The 21,194-nt window shown below is 33.3% G+C and carries 19 protein-coding genes; 14 read left to right on the top strand and 5 right to left on the bottom strand.

The features are described 5' to 3' along the window. Window positions 1-51: 51 nt before the first annotated feature. Complete coding sequence (locus tag P7F85_RS01380; protein WP_002465924.1) at window positions 52-1,413, bottom strand: FAD-dependent oxidoreductase; 1,362 nt, start codon at window positions 1,411-1,413, stop codon at window positions 52-54. A 457-nt stretch (window positions 1,414-1,870) separates the two neighbouring features. Further along, entirely contained in the window at window positions 1,871-2,428 is a 558-nt protein-coding gene (locus tag P7F85_RS01385) for a hypothetical protein (protein WP_002467255.1), read from the bottom strand. Between the two features lie 306 nt (window positions 2,429-2,734). Here P7F85_RS01385 and P7F85_RS01390 point away from each other — a divergent pair, with 306 nt between their 5' ends. After that, window positions 2,735-3,649 (top strand): hypothetical protein, encoded by a 915-nt coding sequence (locus tag P7F85_RS01390; RefSeq protein WP_015364661.1) that lies wholly within the window; start codon window positions 2,735-2,737, stop codon window positions 3,647-3,649. A 237-nt stretch (window positions 3,650-3,886) separates the two neighbouring features. Here P7F85_RS01390 and P7F85_RS01395 read toward each other — a convergent pair whose 3' ends face one another. Beyond that, window positions 3,887-4,315 carry a hypothetical protein gene (locus tag P7F85_RS01395; RefSeq protein WP_026088942.1) on the bottom strand — a complete coding sequence of 143 codons (429 nt, stop codon included), beginning with the start codon at window positions 4,313-4,315 and terminating at the stop codon, window positions 3,887-3,889. Between the two features lie 238 nt (window positions 4,316-4,553). On the opposite strand from P7F85_RS01395, the gene P7F85_RS01400 reads away from it, so the two are divergent. Next, complete coding sequence (locus P7F85_RS01400; protein WP_002465930.1) at window positions 4,554-5,891, top strand: aspartate aminotransferase family protein; 1,338 nt, start codon at window positions 4,554-4,556, stop codon at window positions 5,889-5,891. Window positions 5,892-5,967: 76 nt separating this feature from the next. On the opposite strand, the gene P7F85_RS01405 is transcribed toward P7F85_RS01400, so the two are convergent. Further along, window positions 5,968-7,422 carry an APC family permease gene (locus tag P7F85_RS01405; protein ID WP_002465929.1) on the bottom strand — a complete coding sequence of 485 codons (1,455 nt, stop codon included), beginning with the start codon at window positions 7,420-7,422 and terminating at the stop codon, window positions 5,968-5,970. 457 nt (window positions 7,423-7,879) lie between these two features. On the opposite strand from P7F85_RS01405, the gene P7F85_RS01410 reads away from it, so the two are divergent. From P7F85_RS01410 to budA, 5 genes are all read left to right on the top strand, one after another. After that, window positions 7,880-8,566, top strand: coding sequence for a YoaK family protein (locus P7F85_RS01410; protein WP_270251643.1), 687 nt, complete (start codon window positions 7,880-7,882; stop codon window positions 8,564-8,566). 31 nt (window positions 8,567-8,597) lie between these two features. Then, the gene (cidR, locus tag P7F85_RS01415; protein ID WP_002465928.1) at window positions 8,598-9,479 is read left to right on the top strand and encodes a cidABC operon transcriptional activator CidR; all 882 of its coding nucleotides are present in this window, start codon (window positions 8,598-8,600) and stop codon (window positions 9,477-9,479) included. Window positions 9,480-9,833: 354 nt separating this feature from the next. Continuing rightward, complete coding sequence (locus P7F85_RS01420; protein ID WP_046464453.1) at window positions 9,834-10,790, top strand: L-lactate dehydrogenase; 957 nt, start codon at window positions 9,834-9,836, stop codon at window positions 10,788-10,790. 109 nt (window positions 10,791-10,899) lie between these two features. Continuing rightward, window positions 10,900-12,564: an acetolactate synthase AlsS gene (gene alsS / locus P7F85_RS01425; RefSeq protein WP_210225394.1), complete on the top strand. Its 1,665-nt coding sequence runs from the start codon at window positions 10,900-10,902 to the stop codon at window positions 12,562-12,564. Window positions 12,565-12,596: 32 nt separating this feature from the next. After that, window positions 12,597-13,301, top strand: coding sequence for an acetolactate decarboxylase (budA, locus tag P7F85_RS01430; protein WP_031464083.1), 705 nt, complete (start codon window positions 12,597-12,599; stop codon window positions 13,299-13,301). Between the two features lie 65 nt (window positions 13,302-13,366). Here the strand turns inward: budA and P7F85_RS01435 are convergent, their stop codons facing one another. Next, complete coding sequence (locus tag P7F85_RS01435) at window positions 13,367-14,224, bottom strand: oxidoreductase (RefSeq protein ID WP_002467241.1); 858 nt, start codon at window positions 14,222-14,224, stop codon at window positions 13,367-13,369. A gap of 76 nt (window positions 14,225-14,300) precedes the next feature. Here P7F85_RS01435 and panB point away from each other — a divergent pair, with 76 nt between their 5' ends. The 7 genes from panB to P7F85_RS01470 all read left to right on the top strand — a co-directional run bounded on the left by panB (window position 14,301) and on the right by P7F85_RS01470 (window position 21,186). Continuing rightward, window positions 14,301-15,119 (top strand): 3-methyl-2-oxobutanoate hydroxymethyltransferase, encoded by an 819-nt coding sequence (gene panB / locus P7F85_RS01440; RefSeq protein WP_002467254.1) that lies wholly within the window; start codon window positions 14,301-14,303, stop codon window positions 15,117-15,119. Then, on the top strand, window positions 15,112-15,963 hold the full coding sequence (gene panC, locus P7F85_RS01445; RefSeq protein WP_002450179.1) for a pantoate--beta-alanine ligase: 852 nt from the start codon (window positions 15,112-15,114) through the stop codon (window positions 15,961-15,963). The genes panB and panC overlap by 8 nt, the downstream gene beginning before the upstream one ends. A 1-nt stretch (window position 15,964) precedes the next feature. After that, window positions 15,965-16,348 (top strand): aspartate 1-decarboxylase, encoded by a 384-nt coding sequence (gene panD / locus P7F85_RS01450; RefSeq protein WP_015364666.1) that lies wholly within the window; start codon window positions 15,965-15,967, stop codon window positions 16,346-16,348. 159 nt (window positions 16,349-16,507) lie between these two features. Further along, window positions 16,508-17,434 carry a zinc ribbon domain-containing protein gene (locus tag P7F85_RS01455; RefSeq protein ID WP_002467248.1) on the top strand — a complete coding sequence of 309 codons (927 nt, stop codon included), beginning with the start codon at window positions 16,508-16,510 and terminating at the stop codon, window positions 17,432-17,434. 184 nt (window positions 17,435-17,618) lie between these two features. Further along, window positions 17,619-18,503: a TcaA second domain-containing protein gene (locus tag P7F85_RS01460; RefSeq protein ID WP_019236092.1), complete on the top strand. Its 885-nt coding sequence runs from the start codon at window positions 17,619-17,621 to the stop codon at window positions 18,501-18,503. A gap of 251 nt (window positions 18,504-18,754) precedes the next feature. Further along, window positions 18,755-19,837: a zinc ribbon domain-containing protein gene (locus tag P7F85_RS01465; protein WP_046464452.1), complete on the top strand. Its 1,083-nt coding sequence runs from the start codon at window positions 18,755-18,757 to the stop codon at window positions 19,835-19,837. After that, window positions 19,837-21,186: a zinc ribbon domain-containing protein gene (locus tag P7F85_RS01470; protein WP_002467250.1), complete on the top strand. Its 1,350-nt coding sequence runs from the start codon at window positions 19,837-19,839 to the stop codon at window positions 21,184-21,186. The genes P7F85_RS01465 and P7F85_RS01470 overlap by 1 nt, the downstream gene beginning before the upstream one ends. Window positions 21,187-21,194: the final 8 nt, after the last annotated feature.

Consider the following 21,194-nt stretch of genomic DNA (forward strand, 5'->3'; position numbering starts at 1 on the left):
AAAACACCTCTAATGCATACGATGCACTAGAGGTGTTTCTTTCAAAGTAATTTAAAATAGCATTTGATCACTACCAAATGTGTCATTTAATGCTTGCTGAGCAAGTACGTTTAAGTAATTCCAAGGTCTGTCGTAGTCAGGTTGGAAGAAGAAGTCTTGTACTGCGAGTTGTTCTAAAGTATAACCAGCTGAAATGGCAATGGACATGGTGTTGATTGATTCAGTAATATTATCTTTAGACATAAGTTGTGCGCCTAAAATTTTATGACTATCTTCATCATAGATAATTTTCATGTGTACAGGGATTTCATCTTGCATGAATTTTGGACGAATAAGTTCTTTGACATATTTTTGTCCTAAGTTTCCATCATAATGATCTTGTTCTGTACCATGAACACCTGTTTGACCAAATTTATAATCAAACAATTGTAAACCAGATGTACCAGAAACGCGTGGCATTGTCATATCATGGCCTAACATATTTTTAGCTGCTGTTACACCTTGTCGACGTGAATTGGTTGCTAAAGCAATATATCGATCTTCTTCAACTGGTGCAAATGGAACAAGTGTTGCATCGCCACCAGCATAGACATCTTTAGCAGATGTTTGTTGTTGATGATTAATATTAATGACGCCTTTTTTGCCTAAATCTATTTTACCTTCTAACCAATCTGTTGCTGGTTGAACACCTACGGCAAATAGTACTGTATCTGCTTCGTACTCGTTTTTATCTGTGATGACTTTAGTTACATTTCCTTGTTCATCACCGTTTAAGGATTGAACTGTTTCGCCACCTATAAATTCTAATCCGTGTTCTTTAGCGTTATCCTCAAGAATATCAGTAAATTCTTGGTCTAAATACGTACTTAAAATACGATCCGCGACATCAATAACTTTCGTTTGAATACCAGCTTTAGCGAAGGCTTCTGCTGCTTCGATACCGATATAGCCACCACCAACGACAACTGCTTTTTTGGCGTTTGACATACGTGATTTTACTTGATTAGCCCAATCTCTGCCACGCATGAATAAAACATGATTGTATTGATCGATACCTTCAACTGGAGGTGTGACCGGTTTTCCTCCTGGACTTAAGAAGAGTTTGTCGTAATTTACTTGCTCAGTATTACCATTTTGATCAACTGTAATGACTTTTTGTTCAGTATCTATATCAGTAACGGTGCTATTAACATGAATATTAACACCTTGATCTTTATATGATTGTTCATTCGCATAGTGTAATGAATCTAGAGATGGTGATACATCTTCTAAGTAACTTTGTATACCACAAGATAGGAAAGAAGGTTTGTCACCACTTTCATATACGTGTATATCAGCGTCTTTGTCTTCTTTAAGTAGTGTTTGGATGACCTCATATCCAGCATGAGATGTACCAACGATAATGTATTTCATTCTATTACCTCCTATTAGAATGGTTTATAATCATGAAAATAATTTTATTTCGTCTACAAATTATGTTTACCACTATATTTATTTTTTATTCACATAATCGGCAATTAGAGGCAATGTTCAAAAATTTGTCATGATTAACGGTTTTGAAAACATAAAAAAGAGGTCAGGACAAAAGTGTTTAGGATTTGAACAGAACCGAACGATGATAAAGAACTACTTCCTTATTCATAGGTTAGTAGTTCTTACAAACTCAATAGTTGAGTTTGTTCATTTGAATTGTTTTCCAAATTTTGTCGAATCGTGAGCGTTTGCCCAACTTGCATTGTTTGCAGAAATTGGAATACCAATTTCTCTATGTTGGGTCCCTTCTGCCGATAATCCTGCTTTCGGGATGCCGTTAATCGGTTTCCTAGAGCACAAAAACTTTATATCTCAACCTCTTTTTTGAATATATGAATTATGAAATTTTTCTTAATGGTCTTTGGCTAATGAAAGCTGTGCCTGCTACTAGGGACAGCACTGCTAATGCATCAGTAGATCTTGTGTCATCCTTACCTGACTCTGGTAATTCGTTAGATTTCACTTTACCAACATAATACGCATTTAACTCTTTAGTGCTATCTACTGAGGCATTCTCTTGTTGGCTTTCATTATTTTCTTCATAGCTTTTGGCACTGATACCTTGGCCTGTATAGTTATCTGATGAATTTAAAGAACTATAATCTCCGAAATTACCACTTTTATATTGAACTTCTCCATTTTTGTAAACTTTATATGCACCAACGCCGGCACCAGACTTATTATTAATATTAATGATAAAATAAGATCCTTTATCTTTGACGTTGTTGAAATTTTGTAAGTCGGGATTACCGCCGCTATTTTTCATAGCTTGTTGTGCAACATTGATGGCATTGTCTGCAGTGACTTCTTCAGCTTTGGCCTCACTTACGAAAGATGCTGAAAATAAAACAGTGCTAGCTAAAACAGTTGTTGCTATTATAGAGCGTTTCTTCACAATGAAAACCCCATTTCCAATTAGAGAATGATTTAATTCCTTTTACATTAATAGTGTACCACCATTTTTTTCTGAATAAGCCTTTTTAAATGAATCAATACTCAAACTTAAAGCTAATTTAAAGAACTTAATAAATGATTTAGAAATGGATATTAAATGTTATAGATAAACCCAATAGATTAGAAGATAAACAAATTACTTATTTACAATTATTGTGTAATTAGATATATGTTTTTGAAATAAGATAGTTTATAATAAATTTATAATGTAATGTATATACAAAATATAAATAAAGGGGATTCTTTAATGAAAAAATTAGCTGGCACATTACTAACAGCATCTATAGTATTAGCAGGTTGTGGGTTAGGGAATAATGACAATGATAAAGGAAGTTCTAAAGTATCTGATGATTCAACAAGTAAGAGTCATCAAAGCAGTGATAATAAAGATAATCACTCATCACAATCGAATCAAAGTTCAAGTCAATCATCTTCAAAGAGTTCAAAAGCACAACAAGAAAATACCAATACTCAAGATTATTATGCTAAAGTTTGGCTTACAGTATTTAAAGACTACCGTGGAAGTGGTGAAGTAGAGAATCATATATCAGCTATGTCTCATACTGATGTTAGTGGTGAAGCAATTAACCCATACAATAAAGAGGCATCAGAAAAATATCCAGATGGCGTTCAAATTATAAGTGGTACACCAACAGCTGCTGGCCATGTTATATATAAAAATAATGGGGATGGTACAATAACGACTTATGGCACGCCATCTCATTTCCAAGACCGTCGTTGGATGGAAGATGATTATACAAAATCTGAAACAAAACGTATTTTAGATAATGCTAATACGATTAAGTTATATGATGCGAGTCAAGATGAAATTGATAAAGTTAAAGGTTACTTTAATGAATCAGATTCAGTGCCCGCGACTGATGATGATGTATCAAACGATTCATCTGACGATTCAGATGATGACACGTCTTCAGATTCTAGTGATACAACAGTGACTCGTGATAATGTTATTGATATAGTTGAAGACTATGAAGGTCATAAATTGGATACATCAACATATACGTATAAAGAACCTGAGAAAAATAGCGATGGAGAATGGGGATTTTCATTCACAGATAAAGACGGTAACTTAGCAGGCTCTTATATTATTGATGAAGATGGAAATGTAACGAAATACGATGAAAATGGTGACGAAGAATAATCATCATTCAATTAGCGATAGGCTAGGATATAAATATATATTTCAAGTTACATTCATATTTAGGTCGTAGTTGACTGTAAAGTCATTCTTTTTCTTTAGAAAGTAGTATTTCTTATGCATGAGTTTCACTCATGTATTTCTAAATTTAAAGTACACATTAGCTGTGGCTAATGCGTAAGAACCACTACATAATCAATGATTAGTGGTTCTTTATTGTTTTTGTCCCACTCCATTGTTTTATAAATGTAATTTTGAAATAGCAAAGATACAGAAATACATGAATACTACAAAGATCATATGTGCAATGAGCCACCAAATCCATTCTGTCGCATTAAATACAAAGAATGATCTTTGAGCGATGGCAATGAGGAAAGGATACATACCGATAAATATCACTAGTAAAGGTAGATAGGCTAAGTGATAGAGTAGTTTTGATATATTGTAAAGTACCATGAAGATGAGATAAATCATCAAACCTATAGACAGATGTATGATGACTTCCATCCATGTTGGTACAAGTTTAGGGTTAACTAGAAAATCTATATTTAATAATAGCTGTGTTAGATGAGTATGCTGTATGAGAACATCTAAAATCATAGTACTGAGTAATAATACAAAGGATGAAGCAACAGCACTTAAAAAGTGGTAAGTCAGTCTTAGAATAATACCCCTCCTAGTCCACGTTTGATGTATATTTTATTCCCTAATACGGATAACATATACATACAAAAAAGATATCTATTTTATTTAGTTAGAATTTTCGGAAAATATTTACAAATCTGAAAATTATTAGTATATTGAGTACTATCATCAAATCGAAATCATTTTATAACTGAAGCATATGAATCATCTTTTTAATCGTCAGTAATGAAGTGAAGTTTAATTAAGAAAGGATGATTTGATCATGAGTAAAGCACAAGACTTAATAAAAGAAGATGAGCAATATTTTGCTAAATCTGGAAGAATCAAATATTATCCTTTAGCCATTGATCATGGCTACGGTGCAACGCTAGTAGATGTTGATGGAAAAGAGTACATCGACTTATTAGCCAGTGCAAGTTCACAAAACGTGGGTCATGCGCCTAAAAAAGTAACCGAAGCGATTAAAAAGCAAGTTGACAAGTTTGTCCACTATACGCCAGCGTATATGTATCACGAGCCATTAATTCGCTTATCTAAAAAGTTATGTGATATTTCACCCGGTGACTATGAAAAAAGAGTGACATATGGGTTGAGTGGTTCAGATGCCAATGATGGTATTATTAAGTTTGCTCGTGCATATACAGGACGACCTTATATCATCAGTTTTACAAATGCGTATCATGGTTCAACATTTGGTTCACTTTCTATGTCCGCAATAAGTTTGAATATGAGGAAAAAATACGGTCCGCTTTTGAACGGCTTTTATCATATACCGTTTCCTGACAATTATAGAGGTCTATTTGAACAACCTAATGCGAATACGGTAGATGAATATTTAGCACCGCTTAAAGAAATGTTTGACAAATATGTTCCGGCTGACGAGGTAGCATGTATTGTATTAGAAACGATACAAGGGGATGGTGGTCTATTAGAACCTGTACCAGGATACTTTGAAGCTTTAGAAGGTATTTGTAGAGAACATGGCATTTTAATTGCGGTTGATGATATTCAACAAGGATTAGGACGTACTGGAAAATGGAGTTCAGTAGAGCACTTCAACTTTACACCAGATTTAATTACGTTTGGTAAGTCGCTTGCCGGGGGATTGCCTATGTCAGCTATCGTCGGACGTAAAGAAATCATGGAGACGTTAGAAGCACCAGCACATCTATTTACTACTGGTGCGAATCCAGTTAGTTGTGAAGCGGCTTTAGCTACACTTGAGATGATCGAAGAAGAACAGTTACTCGAAGCAAGTCTAGAAAAAGGTAAGTATGTACGTCAAACGATGGATAGATGGGTCACTGATTATGAATGTATTGGTGATGTCCGTGGTAAAGGATTATCAATTGGTATCGATGTAGTATCTGATCCAATTCAAAAGACTCGTGATCCTGAAGCAGCATTAAAAATATGTAACTATTGCTTTGATAAAGGCGTTGTTATCATAGCAGTAGCAGGGAATGTGTTAAGATTTCAACCCCCACTAGTCATTTCCTATGAACAGTTAGATTATGCATTGTCGACGCTTGAGGATGCGATTCGAGCGTTAAATCGAGGGGAATTAGATCAATATGAAATAGAAGGTCAAGGCTGGTAAATAGATTGTAGAATATAAATAAAAGAGCCGTTCCACAAACGATAATCATTGTGGAACGACTCTATTTATATTTTTATTAAGGTTTTTTTGGAGATTTGTAGGCATCATCACGATCTTTTTTAGAATGTCTCATGCCGTAAAGTAAATAGATAAATATACCTACAATGAACCAAATGAGTGTATATAATTTGGCTTCAAAACTTAAACCCCAGAATACTAATAGAACTAGTATAAAAGTGACTGCGGGTAATACTGGGTATAATGGCAGTTTGAAAGATGGGATAGGTAAGTCTTTACCTTCACGTTTTCTAAGTTGATACATTGCTAATGAAACAAACATAAATGCTACTAATGTTCCTGCTGAAATTAATTGAGCTAAGAAAGCAAATGGGAACATTGATCCGATTAAGACACCAATTATTGTTAAAATAACTAATGCTCTATTAGGTAAATGTTTGTTATTTAATTTACCTAACCATGATGGTAATAAACCGTCACGACCAAATGAGTATAACAGTCTTGATCCAGCAAGCATCATACCAATTAAGGCAGTAAACATACCGATAACTGAGATAGCTTGCACAACTGCTGCAACAATACCGTGACCACTTTCGCGTAATGCCCAACCTACTGGTTCAGCGTTGTCAGCATATTGACTGTAATGGAACATACCTACTAATACTAAAGCAACTGCAACAAATAATACTATAGCGACTAATAATGATCCTAAAATTCCTCTTGGCATTGTTTTTTGAGGATTAATTGCTTCAGCAGAGTTGGCAGCGATAGAGTCAAATCCGATATATGCTAAGAAAATCATAGAAACACCAGCATAAATACCTTGCCAGCCACCAAAGTCACCTGCATCAGTTACCTTGTGTTCTGGAATAAATGGTACATAGTTACTAAAGTTGATAGCTGTTAGTCCTACAATGACGAATAAGATAATTGCTAATACTTTTAAAATAACTAAAATATTTTCCATACGTGCAGCTTCACTCATACCACGTGATAATAGTAAAGCAGTTAAGATAATAACAATGGCTGCTACAATATCAATGACGCCACCATCACTACCAAATGGATTGGATAATGCTTTTGGTAATTCAATGCCTAAGGGTTTAACTAATCCTCGTAAGTTAGCGGAAAAACCAGAGGCCACAAAGGCGACGGCAATAAAGTATTCAGCTAATAGCGCCCAACCGGCAACCCAACCAAAAAATTCACCAAATAGTACGTTAATCCAAGAATAAGCAGAACCTGCAAATGGCATAGTGGAAGCCATTTCAGCATATGTAAAGGCAACTAATCCTGCTACAATGGCTGCAAGTAAGAATGATAATGCAACCGCTGGTCCAGCATGCTCAGCTGCTACAACACCAGGTAAAGTAAATATAGACGTAGAAACAATAGTACCTACACCTAAAGCAAGAAAATCTCGAACACGTAAAGTTCTTTTTAAATGACCATCTTTACTTTGATAGATGGATGGATCTTCTTTTTGTGTTAATCGTTTAAAAAAACTAGACATAATAAACCTCCGTATATCAATGAGTTATATTTAACTGTCATTTTAATAATTTATATCATAGCATAAAAAACGCATGTTTTGTCTAAAAATTCTGAAAAATCAAAACTTTCTTGTTCAATTCTGTTATACGTGACATAAATTAGCATTATGTAATATGTCTACAAAATGGCAGTAGCTATCCAAATTGTATATACTTTGAAATAAAGTATTACAATTAGAGCTATCCTTGCCGAGGTGACTCTAAGAAATAAAGTTAGCAGTTATTTCTGTTTCACGCTCAAATTTAAAAGGATAAACTTGATTATAACAGAAAATATCGGGATAAGAAGTATTTTTTTATAAATGTGAACGATATTTTAGCTTTTTACAACATATTCTATACAATGAAGGTATATAAACATACCAATGGACTATATGTTCCATATTACTATAATAAAAAAACGTTGAGGCGATAACGATGGCTTTAGAAAAATTTATGCGAAGAAATATATATCAGAGTAAGGAAATGGCTATACTCTTAACCTTTGTTGGTGGATATATTGATGCTTATACCTTTTTAAGTCGAGGAGGCACACTAGCAGCAGGTCAAACAGGAAATATTATATTTCTTGCTTCAGAGGTATCACATAGAGATTTAACTGGTGGTATATTGAAGATTGCTTCAGTTGTATCCTTTATGATTGGCGTAATGTTTGTGTCTTTAATTCATCATCAAATGGCAACACGGTATTGGAGATTAGTCTCATTATTGCCTATTACAATAAGTTGTCTTGTTGTAGGATTTTTACCAATGAGTATACCTAATTTGTATATTTTACCACCGCTAGCATTTGGTATGGCAATGCTTACAACCTCATTCAGTAAAATAGAAGGGGAAGGTTATAACAATACCTTTTCAACGGGGAACATTAAAAATGGTGTGATAGCACTGAGTGAATATATATTAAATGGCGATACTGCCCAATTGAGAAAGGCTAAACTTTACATTAAAATAGTATTAAGTTTTATTATTGGAGCTATTATTTCAGCAGAAGTTCAAAAATATATAGGCACTTATGCCATATTAGTTGCAGCAATGATTCTAATAGTGATATTTATCTTTTATAGTATTTTAATTTATAGAAGAGAGCATACGGTGGAATAACTTTCAAAATTCAAAATAAGAGGTTAGCGCTATGGAAATAAAACAGATCAAATATTTTGTTGAAACTGTTCGACGTGGTGGTATGACGCAGGCATCAGAACATTTATATATTGCACAGTCAACCATCAGTAAAGCAATCAAAAGTATAGAAAACGAATATGATATTACATTATTTGACCGTTCACAAAAGCAAATTAAACTGACAGACATCGGTCAGACATTTTATGATAACAGCTTAGAATTTTTAGCATTGTTCGAGAAACTATCACTAGAAATGAACGATGTGATGAATGTACAAAAAGGTCATATTAGAATAGCCCTATCGCCCATGATGAATGTTCAATTATTTACAGACAGTTTAAATCAATTTCATCAACTCTATCCGAAAGTCACGTATGAGGTAATGGAGGGTGGAGGTAAAATAGTAGAAAACCTCACAGAAACAGATGAAGTAGATATAGGTATCACGACGTTACCTGTTGATGCAACTTTATTTCATTCGGTACCATTGTATAATGAAGAGCTATTACTTGTTGTGAGTAAAGGCCATGCTTTGGCACAACAAGAAAAAGTAGATTTAGCTGAACTAAAAGAAGAAGAGTTTGTGCTATTTCATGATGATTATTACTTAAAAGATCAAATTATCGAGAACTGTAAACGATTAGGATTTTATCCAAAAACTGTAGCGAATATATCTCAGATTAGTTTTATCGCGAATATGATTAGTCAAGGCATTGGTATTAGTGTCGTACCAGAAAGTTTAGTACATTTAATGGGAGATAATGTGAAAGCATTGAAACTAGAAAATGCAGAGTTATCATGGCATTTAGGTTTAATCTGGAGAAGAGATGCATACCTTAACTTTGTAACGCGCGAATGGATACAATTTATAAGGGATTTAAGAGAGAAGTAGTCATCCTTAAATATCAAAAGGAATGCTTAAATTTAAAAATACTTTGATGTCAAAGCGCATCAAAGTATTTTTTATTACTTTTTTCTATATATAATGTATTCCTTTTAGGAATGTAATTAATCGAAAATATGTATTTTATTAATACTTCGAGAGAGGCTATAATGAATGATGTAAGGCACATAAAACCGACAAATTGGTGACGTTAACATCATTCACCCCCTTGTATGTTTACACATAAAATTTAATAAAGTATATTTAAAATGAAGTCGGATTTAATTGTAATTTATTATAAATGAATGAGATAAAAACGTAAACTTTAATCTTTATCTCTTCAAAGTGAAGGAGTTTTTCAATATGAAAAAATTTGGTAAAAAAGTTGTTTTAGTTGGGGATGGCTCTGTAGGCTCTAGTTATGCTTTTGCAATGGTCACACAAGGTATTGCAGATGAATTTGTAATTATTGATATTGCTAAAGATAAAGTGAATGCAGACGTTCAAGATTTAAACCACGGTGCACTTCACAGTGATTCACCAGTTGTTATTAAAGCTGGAGAATATAGCGATTGTAAAGATGCTGATTTAGTAGTTATTACTGCTGGAGCACCACAAAAACCAGGTGAAACACGTTTACAATTAGTAGAGAAAAACACAAAAATTATGCATAGCATTGTGACAAGTATTATGGATAGTGGTTTTGATGGTTACTTCCTAATTGCGGCAAATCCAGTAGATATCTTAACTCGTTATGTTAAAGAATTAACTGGTTTACCAGCTGAACGTGTTATCGGTTCAGGTACAGTATTAGACTCTGCAAGACTTAGATATTTAATCAGTAATGAGTTAAATGTAGCTCCTGCAAGTGTGCATGCTGCAATCATTGGTGAACACGGTGACTCAGAATTAGCAGTATGGTCTAAAGCAAATATCGCTGGTATTTCAGTATTCGATACGCTTAAAGAGCAAACAGGTAGTGAAGCTAAAGCACAAGAAATTTATGAAAAAACTAGAGACGCTGCTTATGAAATTATTCAAGCTAAAGGTTCAACATACTACGGTATTGCATTAGCCTTATTAAGAATTTCAAAAGCTTTATTAAACAACGAAAACACAATTTTAACAGTTTCTTCACAATTAAATGGAGAATATGGATTTAAAGATGTATACATTGGTGTACCAACATTAATTAACGAAAATGGTGCAAGTAAAATTTATGAAACACCATTAAGCGATCACGAAAAAGAATTGTTTAAACAATCTGTTGAGGCATTAGAAGCTTCATATGATTCAGTGAAACATCTTTTAGACCAATAGAACATGAATAATAATCTTTAATGTATAAATGAGCAACGGGGAATTGTTTTCACACTGATGTTATCGTCAAGATAAAATAAAATGTGAGCATTGGAAGGAAATGAATATAATGGCAGACAAAAAATATACTGCAGCCGATATGGTCATAGACACGTTAAAAAATAATGGTGTAGAGTACGTATTTGGTATTCCAGGTGCAAAAATTGACTATTTATTTAACGCACTTGAAGACGATGGACCTGAACTTATTGTTACGCGTCACGAGCAAAACGCAGCAATGATGGCCCAAGGTATAGGACGACTAACTGGTAAACCTGGTGTCGCACTTGTAACGAGTGGTCCAGGTGTAAGTAACTTAACGACTGGACTATTAACAGCAACATCTGAAGGAGATCCCGTATTAGCTTTAGGAGGACAAGTTAAGCGTAATGATTTATTACGTTTAACACATCAAAGTATAGACAACGCGGCTTTATTAAAATACTCAACAAAATACAGTGAAGAAGTACAAGATCCTGAATCTTTATCAGAAGTCATGACTAATGCTATGAGAATAGCAACATCAGGTAAAAATGGTGCAAGCTTTATAAGTATTCCACAAGATGTGATTTCAGCACCAGTAGAATCAAAAGCAATAGCACTATGTCAAAAGCCTAATTTAGGTGTTCCTAGTGAGCAAGATATTAATGATGTGATTGATGCAATTAAAAATGCAGCATTCCCTGTTTTACTTGCTGGTATGAGAAGTTCAAGTGCAAATGAAACAAATGCTATCCGTAAATTAGTTGAAAGAACAAACTTACCAGTAGTAGAAACATTCCAAGGTGCTGGTGTCATTAGTCGCGAATTAGAAAATCACTTCTTTGGCCGTGTAGGATTGTTCCGTAACCAAGTAGGTGACGAATTACTTCGTAAAAGTGATTTAGTTGTTACAATTGGTTATGATCCAATTGAGTATGAAGCAAGCAATTGGAATAAGGAATTAGACACGAAAGTGATCAATATTGACGAAGTTCCAGCAGAAATTACAAATTATATGCAACCTACTAAAGAATTAATTGGTAATATTGCAGGAACTATTGAAATGATATCTGACAAAGTAGATGAACCATTTATTAACCAACAACATTTAGATGAATTAGAGCAGTTAAGAGCACATATCATTGAAGAAACAGGTATTAAAGCAACTCATGAAGAGGGTGTATTACATCCAATCGAGATTATCGAATCTATGCAGAAGATGTTAACTGACGACACAACAGTTACTGTTGATGTTGGAAGTCATTATATTTGGATGGCGCGTAAATTCAGAAGTTATAATCCAAGACATTTATTATTTAGTAATGGTATGCAAACGTTAGGTGTTGCATTACCATGGGCGATTTCTGCAGCACTTGTACGTCCAAATACACAAGTTGTCTCAGTGGCTGGTGATGGAGGATTCCTATTTTCAGCACAGGATTTAGAAACAGCTGTTCGAAAGAATCTAAATATCATACAATTAATTTGGAATGATGGTAAGTATAATATGGTTGAGTTCCAAGAAGAAATGAAATATGAACGTTCATCAGGTGTAGATTTTGGTTCAGTTGATTATGTGAAATATGCAGAAGCTTTTGGAGCAAAAGGTATGCGTGTCACAAATCAAGAAGAATTAGAAAATGCGATTAAAAAAGGTTATGAAATTCAAGGACCTGTAGTCATTGATATACCTGTAAATTATAAAGATAATGTAAAACTTTCAACCAATATGTTGCCTGATGCATTTAATTAATAATCAAATAGTAATTGAGGAGTGAAGCTTTTATGACTAATATCTTATATCAACACGGTACATTAGGAACATTGATGGCAGGACTATTAAAGGGTACTACCTCAATTAATGAAATATTAAAACATGGAGATTTAGGTATTGCGACTTTAACGGGATCGAATGGAGAAGTGATATTTGTGGATGGTAAGGCTTATCATGCCAACGAACATAAAGAATTCGTTGAACTCAAAGGTGATGAATTAACACCTTATGCGACAGTGACGAAATTCAAGGCAGATACAACATACCAAACTAAAGATAAATCATCTGAAGACGTTTTTGACGAAGTTAAAGAAAACATGTTGAGTGAAAACTTATTTTCAGCTGTTAAAATTTCTGGAGTATTCAAAAAAATGCACGTTCGCATGATGCCTGGACAAGAGCCGCCATATACACGATTAATTGATTCGGCACGCAGACAACCTGAACAAACTGAAACGTATATTAAAGGAACTGTTGTTGGTTTCTTCACGCCCGAACTATTCCATGGTGTAGGTTCAGCAGGATTCCATGTGCACTTTGCTAATGATGATCGCAACTTTGGTGGCCATGTATTAGATTTTGAAGTTGAAGATGTTAAAGTTGAGATTCAGAACTTTGAAACTTTCGAACAACATTTTCCAGCTCATGATGAAACATTTAATAATGCTACTATTGATTATAAAGATATTGCGGAAGAAATAAGAGAAGCCGAATAATTATAAATGAAGCCTGAGGTAAGTCATGTCTTGCCTCAGGCTTTGTTAAATTATTAGAAAAGTTATTAAAATTGAGATTGATAGGCTGATAAAAATGCATAAACCGTATTAAGGTAAGGTGTCGTTATATGATATTCTTGAGCCTTCCTATAAATGTATCCTTGGATAGTCTCCATTTCTAAAGGTCTTCCAGATGTGATATCATAGTACATACTTGTTCCCATTTGATCAGGGTACCCCTCATATATAGTCATAATAGAGTCGAGTGTATTCACATCGAAATTGAGTCCTTCAGCACGTGCTACGGCAATTCCCTCTAAAATGATTCCACGACAAATGTCCCGAATATGTGATGAATGTAATAATTTAGCAGTATCTCGACCCAACGCAGTAATTGAATTGATACCTAAATTAACTAATAGTTTATACCATATTATTTCTTCTATATTCTCTTCGAGTATGATTTCAATATTCGTTTGGTCAGTTAACTTTTGTAATTTTCGAGTCCTTGGTGTATCTTTCAAGTGAAGGCGATAGTCTCTAAAATGAGTGACATCATTGTTGTTTTTCTGACCACTAATATAGACAACAGCTTGATATGAATTTGGATAAGGTATATGTTCTAATTGTCCATAGCCATTTTGAGCGAGAATGATTATAGTCTCTTCATGAATAATAGGCGATAATTGAGTAATAACTGATTCTAATTGATATGTTTTAACCGCAATAAATACAATATCAAGGGGTTGTGTTATATCTTGATAAGGCGTTACAGAGATTGTTTTAGATTGATGTCCATTTTCTGGGAAATAATTTAATGTGTTTTTTTGTTTTCCAATAAGTAAAGTGTCAGGATATGCTTGCTGTAGTTCAATAGCAATCGTTGTTCCAACGGCACCTGGACCAATAACACCAATTGTCATAATATTATTCTTTCCTTTCTGGGATAGATTCATTATACTATTGCTTAATAATATAGGAAATTGAGGATGAATTGAATTGAAAACTATAGCTCAGTTAGTAGAAATGAAAGAACAAAGCAATAAAATTTCAATGGTTACTGCTTATGATTTTCCTAGTGCAAAGCAAGCACAACAAGCAGATATAGATATGATTTTAGTAGGAGATTCCTTAGGAATGACTGTGTTAGGTTATGAAAGTACAGTTCAAGTTACAATAGAAGATATGATTCATCATGGTAAAGCAGTTCGACGTGGTGCGCCCGATACATTTGTAGTCGTAGATATGCCTATCGGTGCGGTGGGCATCAGTGATGAATTAGATTTGAAAAATGCATTAACGTTATATCAACAAACAGAAGCAAACGCTATTAAAGCAGAAGGTGCACATTTAACTTCATTTATTCGTAAAGCCACTCAAATAGGCATTCCTGTTGTTGCACACTTAGGGTTAACACCACAAAGTGTTGGCGTTATGGGATATAAATTGCAGGGTAGTACAAAAGAAGCTGCATTACAGTTAATTAAAGATGCGCATCATGTAGAAGAAGCTGGTGCAATTGCACTTGTACTCGAAGCGATTCCTAGTGATCTGGCGCAAGAGATTAGTCAACAGCTATCAATTCCAGTGATAGGTATTGGCGCAGGGAAAGATACTGACGGACAAGTATTGGTTTATCATGACATGTTAAATTATGGTGTCGATCGTCATGCCAAATTTGTTAAGCAATATAGTGATTTTTCAATAGGTATTAATGGTTTAAAACAATATAATGAAGAAGTAAAATCAGGCGCATTTCCATCCGAAGCACACACGTATAAGAAAAAAATTATGAGCGAGGTAAATAAAAATGACTAAAGTGATTACAACGGTAAGTGAAATGCAAAGTATTGCTAAAGAATACAAGAGACATGGTCAAACGATTGGTTTTGTACCAACTATGGGTGCATTACATGAAGGGCATTTAAAAATGATGGAATTATCGTCAGAATTTAACGATATAACTGTAGTAAGTATATTTGTTAATCCTTTACAATTCGGTCCAAATGAAGACTTCGATGCGTATCCACGTCAAATTAATAAAGATGTTGAAATGATGGAAGAAATTGATGTGGATTATGTCTTTTATCCAAGTGTAGAAGAAATGTACCCTGATGAATTAGGCGTAACTTTGAAGGTGGGTAAATTAGCCCATGTATTAGAAGGTGCTCAACGACCAGGACATTTTGAAGGTGTCGTAACTGTAGTAAATAAATTGTTTAATATTATTAGTCCAGACTATGCTTACTTCGGTAAAAAAGATGCACAACAATTGGCTATCGTTGAAAAAATGGTTAAAGACTTCAATCATCCAATTGAAATCATTGGAGTTGATATTGTTCGTGAAAAAGATGGACTAGCTAAAAGTTCACGAAATGTATATTTAACAGAAGAGGAACGTCAGGAAGCCGTTCATTTAAGTAAAAGTTTGAAATTAGCACGTGATTTATATAATAATGGTGAACGCAATAGTTCTGTTATAATAGATGAAATTACACAGTATTTATTAGATTATACAAGTGGTCAAGTTGATGAAGTAGCCATTTATAGTTACCCAGAATTAGAAGAGCAATCTAAAATTCAAGGCCAAATCTTTATTTCATTAGCGGTTAAATTTTCTAAAGCACGTTTGATAGATAATATAATAATTGGAGCTGAATAAGTTGATTAGAACAATGATGAATTCTAAAATTCATAGAGCAAGAGTGACGGAATCCAACTTGAATTATGTTGGAAGCATCACGATTGATTCTGATATTTTAGAAGCCGTTGATATACTACCTAATGAGAAGGTAGCAATCGTTAACAACAATAATGGTGCACGTTTTGAAACATACGTCATCGCGGGCGAAAGAGGTAGTGGCAAAATTTGTTTGAATGGTGCCGCCGCAAGATTAGTAGAAGTAGACGATATAGTCATAATTATGACCTATGCACAATTAAATGAAGAAGAATTAAAGTATCATGCACCTAAAGTTGCAGTGATGAATGAACATAATGAAATCATTGAGATGATACATGAAAAAGAAAATACGGTTGTTTTATAAGTCGTATAACTCAATATGAAAATAAAGTCCTAGTAAATCGCAAGATGCGTTTTATTAGGACTTTTAAATTTTAATGAATAAAATAAAAATAATATAGAATAGGATGGTCAAATGGGATATAATTTAGCTAAGTAAGTATAGCGGAGGAATTGAATAGACATGAAATGTCCAAATTGTGGTCAGAATTATCAACAAGAAGATCAATGTTGTAGTCATTGCGGTTACCAATTAACACGTCAAAATGACCATACAACAACTAGTACAACAGCATCTACAATGAAAGAGACTCAACATTATTCTACGAAAACTAACGGTAAAAATACGGGAAGTAGAAGGGATAAAGAAAACTTCAAACAAGACACAACATCAAATCGCACAAAGAGAAAGTTATCTACGCTAGGTGAAAACGATGCGCATTTTGAAGAAATTATGAAAGACAAAACGGCATCTTTTGAACATAAAATGAAGGATTTAAAAGACGAAAGTAAACAGTTTTTTAACCATGTATTTAAATTATCGGATCAAAACGATGTGATATATAGTTATCGATTATTAGTGACGTTAATGTGCGCTGGATTATTTTTAAGTACGTTATTAGTTATTATTTTATCATCTGATATATTTTTATTATTTCCAGAAAGTTCACCATTCAAAGCTATTTTTTACATGATAGTTATCATTCTAGGTAGTTTGGCTTTATCAGTGAGTATTTTATATTGTATTGTGAAATATACTTTAACCACAGCGATAGAATTTCATAAAGTATTTTCAGATTATATCGTAATTAATACATTTTCAGTATTAGCATTATTGATGGGTCTAGTCTTAGGTATTTTATCTATCTTTAAATTAGCATTGATTATCATACTATTAGCATTTGTTCTATTATATATGATTTCCCCAACGTATATATTAGTAAAATATAGCGGTGTCTATCCTACAAAAATTGCGAGTATATATGGCATTATCATTTACCAATTTGTCATGATGGTAATGGTTTATTTATTAGGGCATATGATTATACAACAAATCATTAATGATTACCTGATGAAGTTGTTTGGTAGTGGTTTTAGTGGTTTATTGTAATAGATGCGATATGCCTATCAATTATAATCTAATTCAAAATTGTTCATTGTATCATTCAAAAGCGTCGAACAAAAAATATAATAATAATCATTTGCATCAAATACATGCTGCACGTAAATCGCATAGATACCGTTTTCGCAAGCCACGAAAACCATTGTTCCTGATTGTCTTTTTAGTGATGATCATGGTCGTTGCATTAGTAAGTTGGGTATACTATTTTAGATATGAAAATTCAGCTGATAAAAGAATTCAAGCATTTTCAGATACAATGAAATATAAGGATAAAGATCAATTAACCACATTAGTTACCTCAAATCATCAATCATTGACAGATGATGAAGCGTCAGCATATTTTTCTTTAATTCAAACAATGGGTGGCTCGGATAGATATATGAAACAAATCAGATCTGCCATCCGCCATCTAGATCAGAGTGAAGCTACATCGCAAGATATCAACATTGATGGTGTGACAATTTTAACAATTAAAAAGAAAACGCAATTATATGGTTATATCAAAGAATTTCAATTTGAAATACCACAATTTCGTTTTATATTAGATGCTAAAGATAATGGTAAATTGACATATCAATTAAATGACAAAAAGCATGAAATACGTTTAGTGAAAGGTCATATAGTGAGTCTTGAAGCAGTACCATTAGGTGAATATAAATTAAAAGCAACTAAAAAAGTGGGTAATCGTACCTATGATGGCGAAATCATATTAAATTTAAAGCAGTACGGCACAATGGCTAAAGAAGATTTTAGTGAAAAGCGATTTAAAGTAACAACTAAAAATAGTTATATGTTTAAAAAAGTAGAGTTAGTATTAAACGATAAGCAAATGGGTAGAGTTAAAGATTACATCACATATGGACCGTATAGTGGAGAAGAAGATTTACTTGTATATGGATTAGGTTATATAGGGAATCAATCATTCAAATCCAATGAAGTGAATGTACCTTCAATTAATAGCGATGAAAGTCCAGTTAATGTTGTACTTAAATTTAATGAGTCGGAAGTCTTTAATCAGACTCGAAATAAAGATAACCATGGTATGACAAAAAATTAAATCATATTGATATAAAAGAGAAGGCGATAAGCACTTCTCTTTTTTTATTGATTTGATAACGATAGAAGGTTTTTGATAGATATTAAAATAAAATAATTTTAGTAAAAATATCTATAAAGGTATTTGGTCTATCTAAAAATATAACTAACTTTAATAAAGATTTTTATAAATATTTCAAAAATCCATAGAAAACAACATAAATATAATGTTATACTTTGCAAAGATTAAAAATAGAAATTGGGGGTAACATTATGAAATGTCCAAATTGTGGTCATCAAGTCGAACAAGATGACGTTTTTTGTGGAGAATGTGGTACTAAATTAGACCGTCAATCTAAAGCAGTCACAGCCGCTGAAAATGATATTCAAAAAGCAGACTCTAATACACAGTCTCATCATTCAACACAACCATCTAGTCACCACACGATCAATTCAACTAGCAATGCCTCACATGAACAATCACAATCTATGAACCAAGATGCTTCATTTAATTCTATGAATCAACATACTGGATCTACAGAAAGTAGTTCAAACTCAAACTTCAATCATAGTCAACAGCAACAAGCGTCAAACAATACTCATCAACAGCAATTCCAAAACCAGCAATATCAGCAACAACATCAACAATTCCAAAACCAGCAATATCAACAACAACCACATGGTTATCAAAAGCAACCTAACCAATTTAGTGAACAAGCTAAAGAGGTTACAGCTGAAAGTAAAGGGTTTTTCAAAAGTGCCTTTGTAGATCCAGACAGAGAAATTAAAAGTATACATACATTTAGTTTCAAATTATTAGGGTCACTTTTAGCAATTGGATTAATTTTAATAGCGATTATTTTATTCTTAGCTATTCCAGAAGAAGTATCTTTATTTACTTCAGAATCTAAAATTGTTTTTTCTATCATTTTTAGCTTAATTATTTTATTAGCTGCAATTGTAGGTGCAACGTTTGCTATTACTAGATTAGTTGTAGTCCAAGCGATACCATTTAAAAAAGTACTTTCAGATTTTGTATTTATTAACAGTGTAACAGTAGCGACATTTTTACTATCAATTATTTTATTAATAATGGAAGCATATACGTTTGGTACAGTCGTTCTCATTTTATCTTTCGTTATACTTGTTACGTCAGGTGTTTATCTTATTGCTAAATATAGTGGTATTAATCACACTAGATTTTCTAGCTTTTACGGTATTATTATTTATTTAATTGTTATTTTCATTTTAATGAGAATATTTGGTGAAGTAACATTCTCAAGTATCTTAGAATCATTCAATGAAACAAAAGATTCATTATTTGACAGCTTATTTGGTGGGGGTAGTACGTTTTAATGAAATATTGTAGTAATTGCGGTAATCCTTTACGCCCAGACGTAAAGATATGTACAAATTGTGGTGCACCAGTTAATGGATCATCAAGTACATCACAATCAACTCAAAGTCAAGGAAATGCACAACGACAACAAGGTTATAATAATGCGAATACACATCAACAGTATGAACCACAACCTAAGAAAAGTAAGAAAAAGGTTATCTTAATTATTTTGATTATTGCAGTGGTATTGGCTATGTTAATTGCCATTTTTGCAATCTTGAAACATCAATTTTCACCTGAAAGTCAAGCGGACAATATCGCACATGCAGTGAAAAAAGATGATGCTAAAGGTCTAGCAAAACAAGTAACGTCAGATAATCATAAATTGAGTGAAGAAGAAGCAAGAGCATATTTAAATTACATTAAAGCTGAAGACGATTTAACTAACGTTGCCAATCAAATTAAAAATAATACTAAAGAAATCAAGCAAGGTAAGTATAAAAGTTTATCAGTCAATGCGAATGATAATAATGTCTTGAATATTGAGAAGAATGGTAAAAAATATTTATTCTTCGATAAGTATAACTTTAATATTCCGCAACAAACGGTATCCATTTATCCTAATGATAGTGGTGACATTACTTATACTTTTAATGGAGAGAAACACCATATTTCTGTTGAGAAAGAAGAAGAAAAAACGTTAGGCGCGTTCCCAATAGGCGACTATAATCTAAAAGCATCTAAGAAGATGGATGGCAAAACGTTTAATGGTGCGCTTGACATTAGTATGAGTGAAGATAAAGCTACTGCCAAGGAATCATTTAAACAAAAGCGTTTCACTGTGACAACTGAAGGCGGCTCAATGTTAGATGATATTAAAATCTATGTGAACGATAAAAATTCAGGAGATGAATCAAAAACGTATGGTCCATATGATCCTGATGAAGAGGTAATTGTTTATGCACAAGGTACATTAGATGGTCAGTCATTTAAATCAAGTTCAGTGAATGTCTCAAGTGCAAGTAATGAAGATGATGGCGTATCTGAAGTTACATTGAAATTTGATGAAGACGCGATTGATGACGCATATGATAAAAAAATGGATGAAGACGATGACAGTGACAGTAGCGACTCAGGTGAAGTGACAAGAAGTAATGTTATCGACAAAGTAGAATCATATGAAGGTCATAAATTAGATACAGATACGTATACGTATAAAGAACCTGAAAAAACGGATGACGGCAAATGGGGCTTCTCATTTGAAGATAAAGATGGAGACTTAGCCGGGTCATATACAGTTGACACAGATGATGGCTATGTAACAGAATATGATGAAGACGGCGAAAAAGTCGGTTCAGGTTACTAAGATTACCA

The organism is Staphylococcus sp. aM (genome assembly GCF_052975125.1).

What these genes read in the sequence shown, in the direction of transcription:
- P7F85_RS01470 (WP_002467250.1), top strand. Translation starts at nt 19,837, where the DNA reads ATGAAATATTGTAGTAATTGCGGTAATCCTTTACGCCCAGACGTAAAG.
- cidR (WP_002465928.1), top strand. Translation starts at nt 8,598, where the DNA reads ATGGAAATAAAACAGATCAAATATTTTGTTGAAACTGTTCGACGTGGT.
- panC (WP_002450179.1), top strand. Translation starts at nt 15,112, where the DNA reads ATGACTAAAGTGATTACAACGGTAAGTGAAATGCAAAGTATTGCTAAA.
- P7F85_RS01420 (WP_046464453.1), top strand. Translation starts at nt 9,834, where the DNA reads ATGAAAAAATTTGGTAAAAAAGTTGTTTTAGTTGGGGATGGCTCTGTA.
- P7F85_RS01460 (WP_019236092.1), top strand. Translation starts at nt 17,619, where the DNA reads ATGGTCGTTGCATTAGTAAGTTGGGTATACTATTTTAGATATGAAAAT.
- P7F85_RS01465 (WP_046464452.1), top strand. Translation starts at nt 18,755, where the DNA reads ATGAAATGTCCAAATTGTGGTCATCAAGTCGAACAAGATGACGTTTTT.
- budA (WP_031464083.1), top strand. Translation starts at nt 12,597, where the DNA reads ATGACTAATATCTTATATCAACACGGTACATTAGGAACATTGATGGCA.
- alsS (WP_210225394.1), top strand. Translation starts at nt 10,900, where the DNA reads ATGGCAGACAAAAAATATACTGCAGCCGATATGGTCATAGACACGTTA.
- P7F85_RS01435 (WP_002467241.1), bottom strand. Translation starts at nt 14,224, where the DNA reads ATGACAATTGGTGTTATTGGTCCAGGTGCCGTTGGAACAACGATTGCT.
- P7F85_RS01390 (WP_015364661.1), top strand. Translation starts at nt 2,735, where the DNA reads ATGAAAAAATTAGCTGGCACATTACTAACAGCATCTATAGTATTAGCA.
- P7F85_RS01455 (WP_002467248.1), top strand. Translation starts at nt 16,508, where the DNA reads ATGAAATGTCCAAATTGTGGTCAGAATTATCAACAAGAAGATCAATGT.
- P7F85_RS01410 (WP_270251643.1), top strand. Translation starts at nt 7,880, where the DNA reads ATGGCTTTAGAAAAATTTATGCGAAGAAATATATATCAGAGTAAGGAA.
- P7F85_RS01380 (WP_002465924.1), bottom strand. Translation starts at nt 1,413, where the DNA reads ATGAAATACATTATCGTTGGTACATCTCATGCTGGATATGAGGTCATC.
- P7F85_RS01400 (WP_002465930.1), top strand. Translation starts at nt 4,554, where the DNA reads ATGAGTAAAGCACAAGACTTAATAAAAGAAGATGAGCAATATTTTGCT.
- P7F85_RS01405 (WP_002465929.1), bottom strand. Translation starts at nt 7,422, where the DNA reads ATGTCTAGTTTTTTTAAACGATTAACACAAAAAGAAGATCCATCCATC.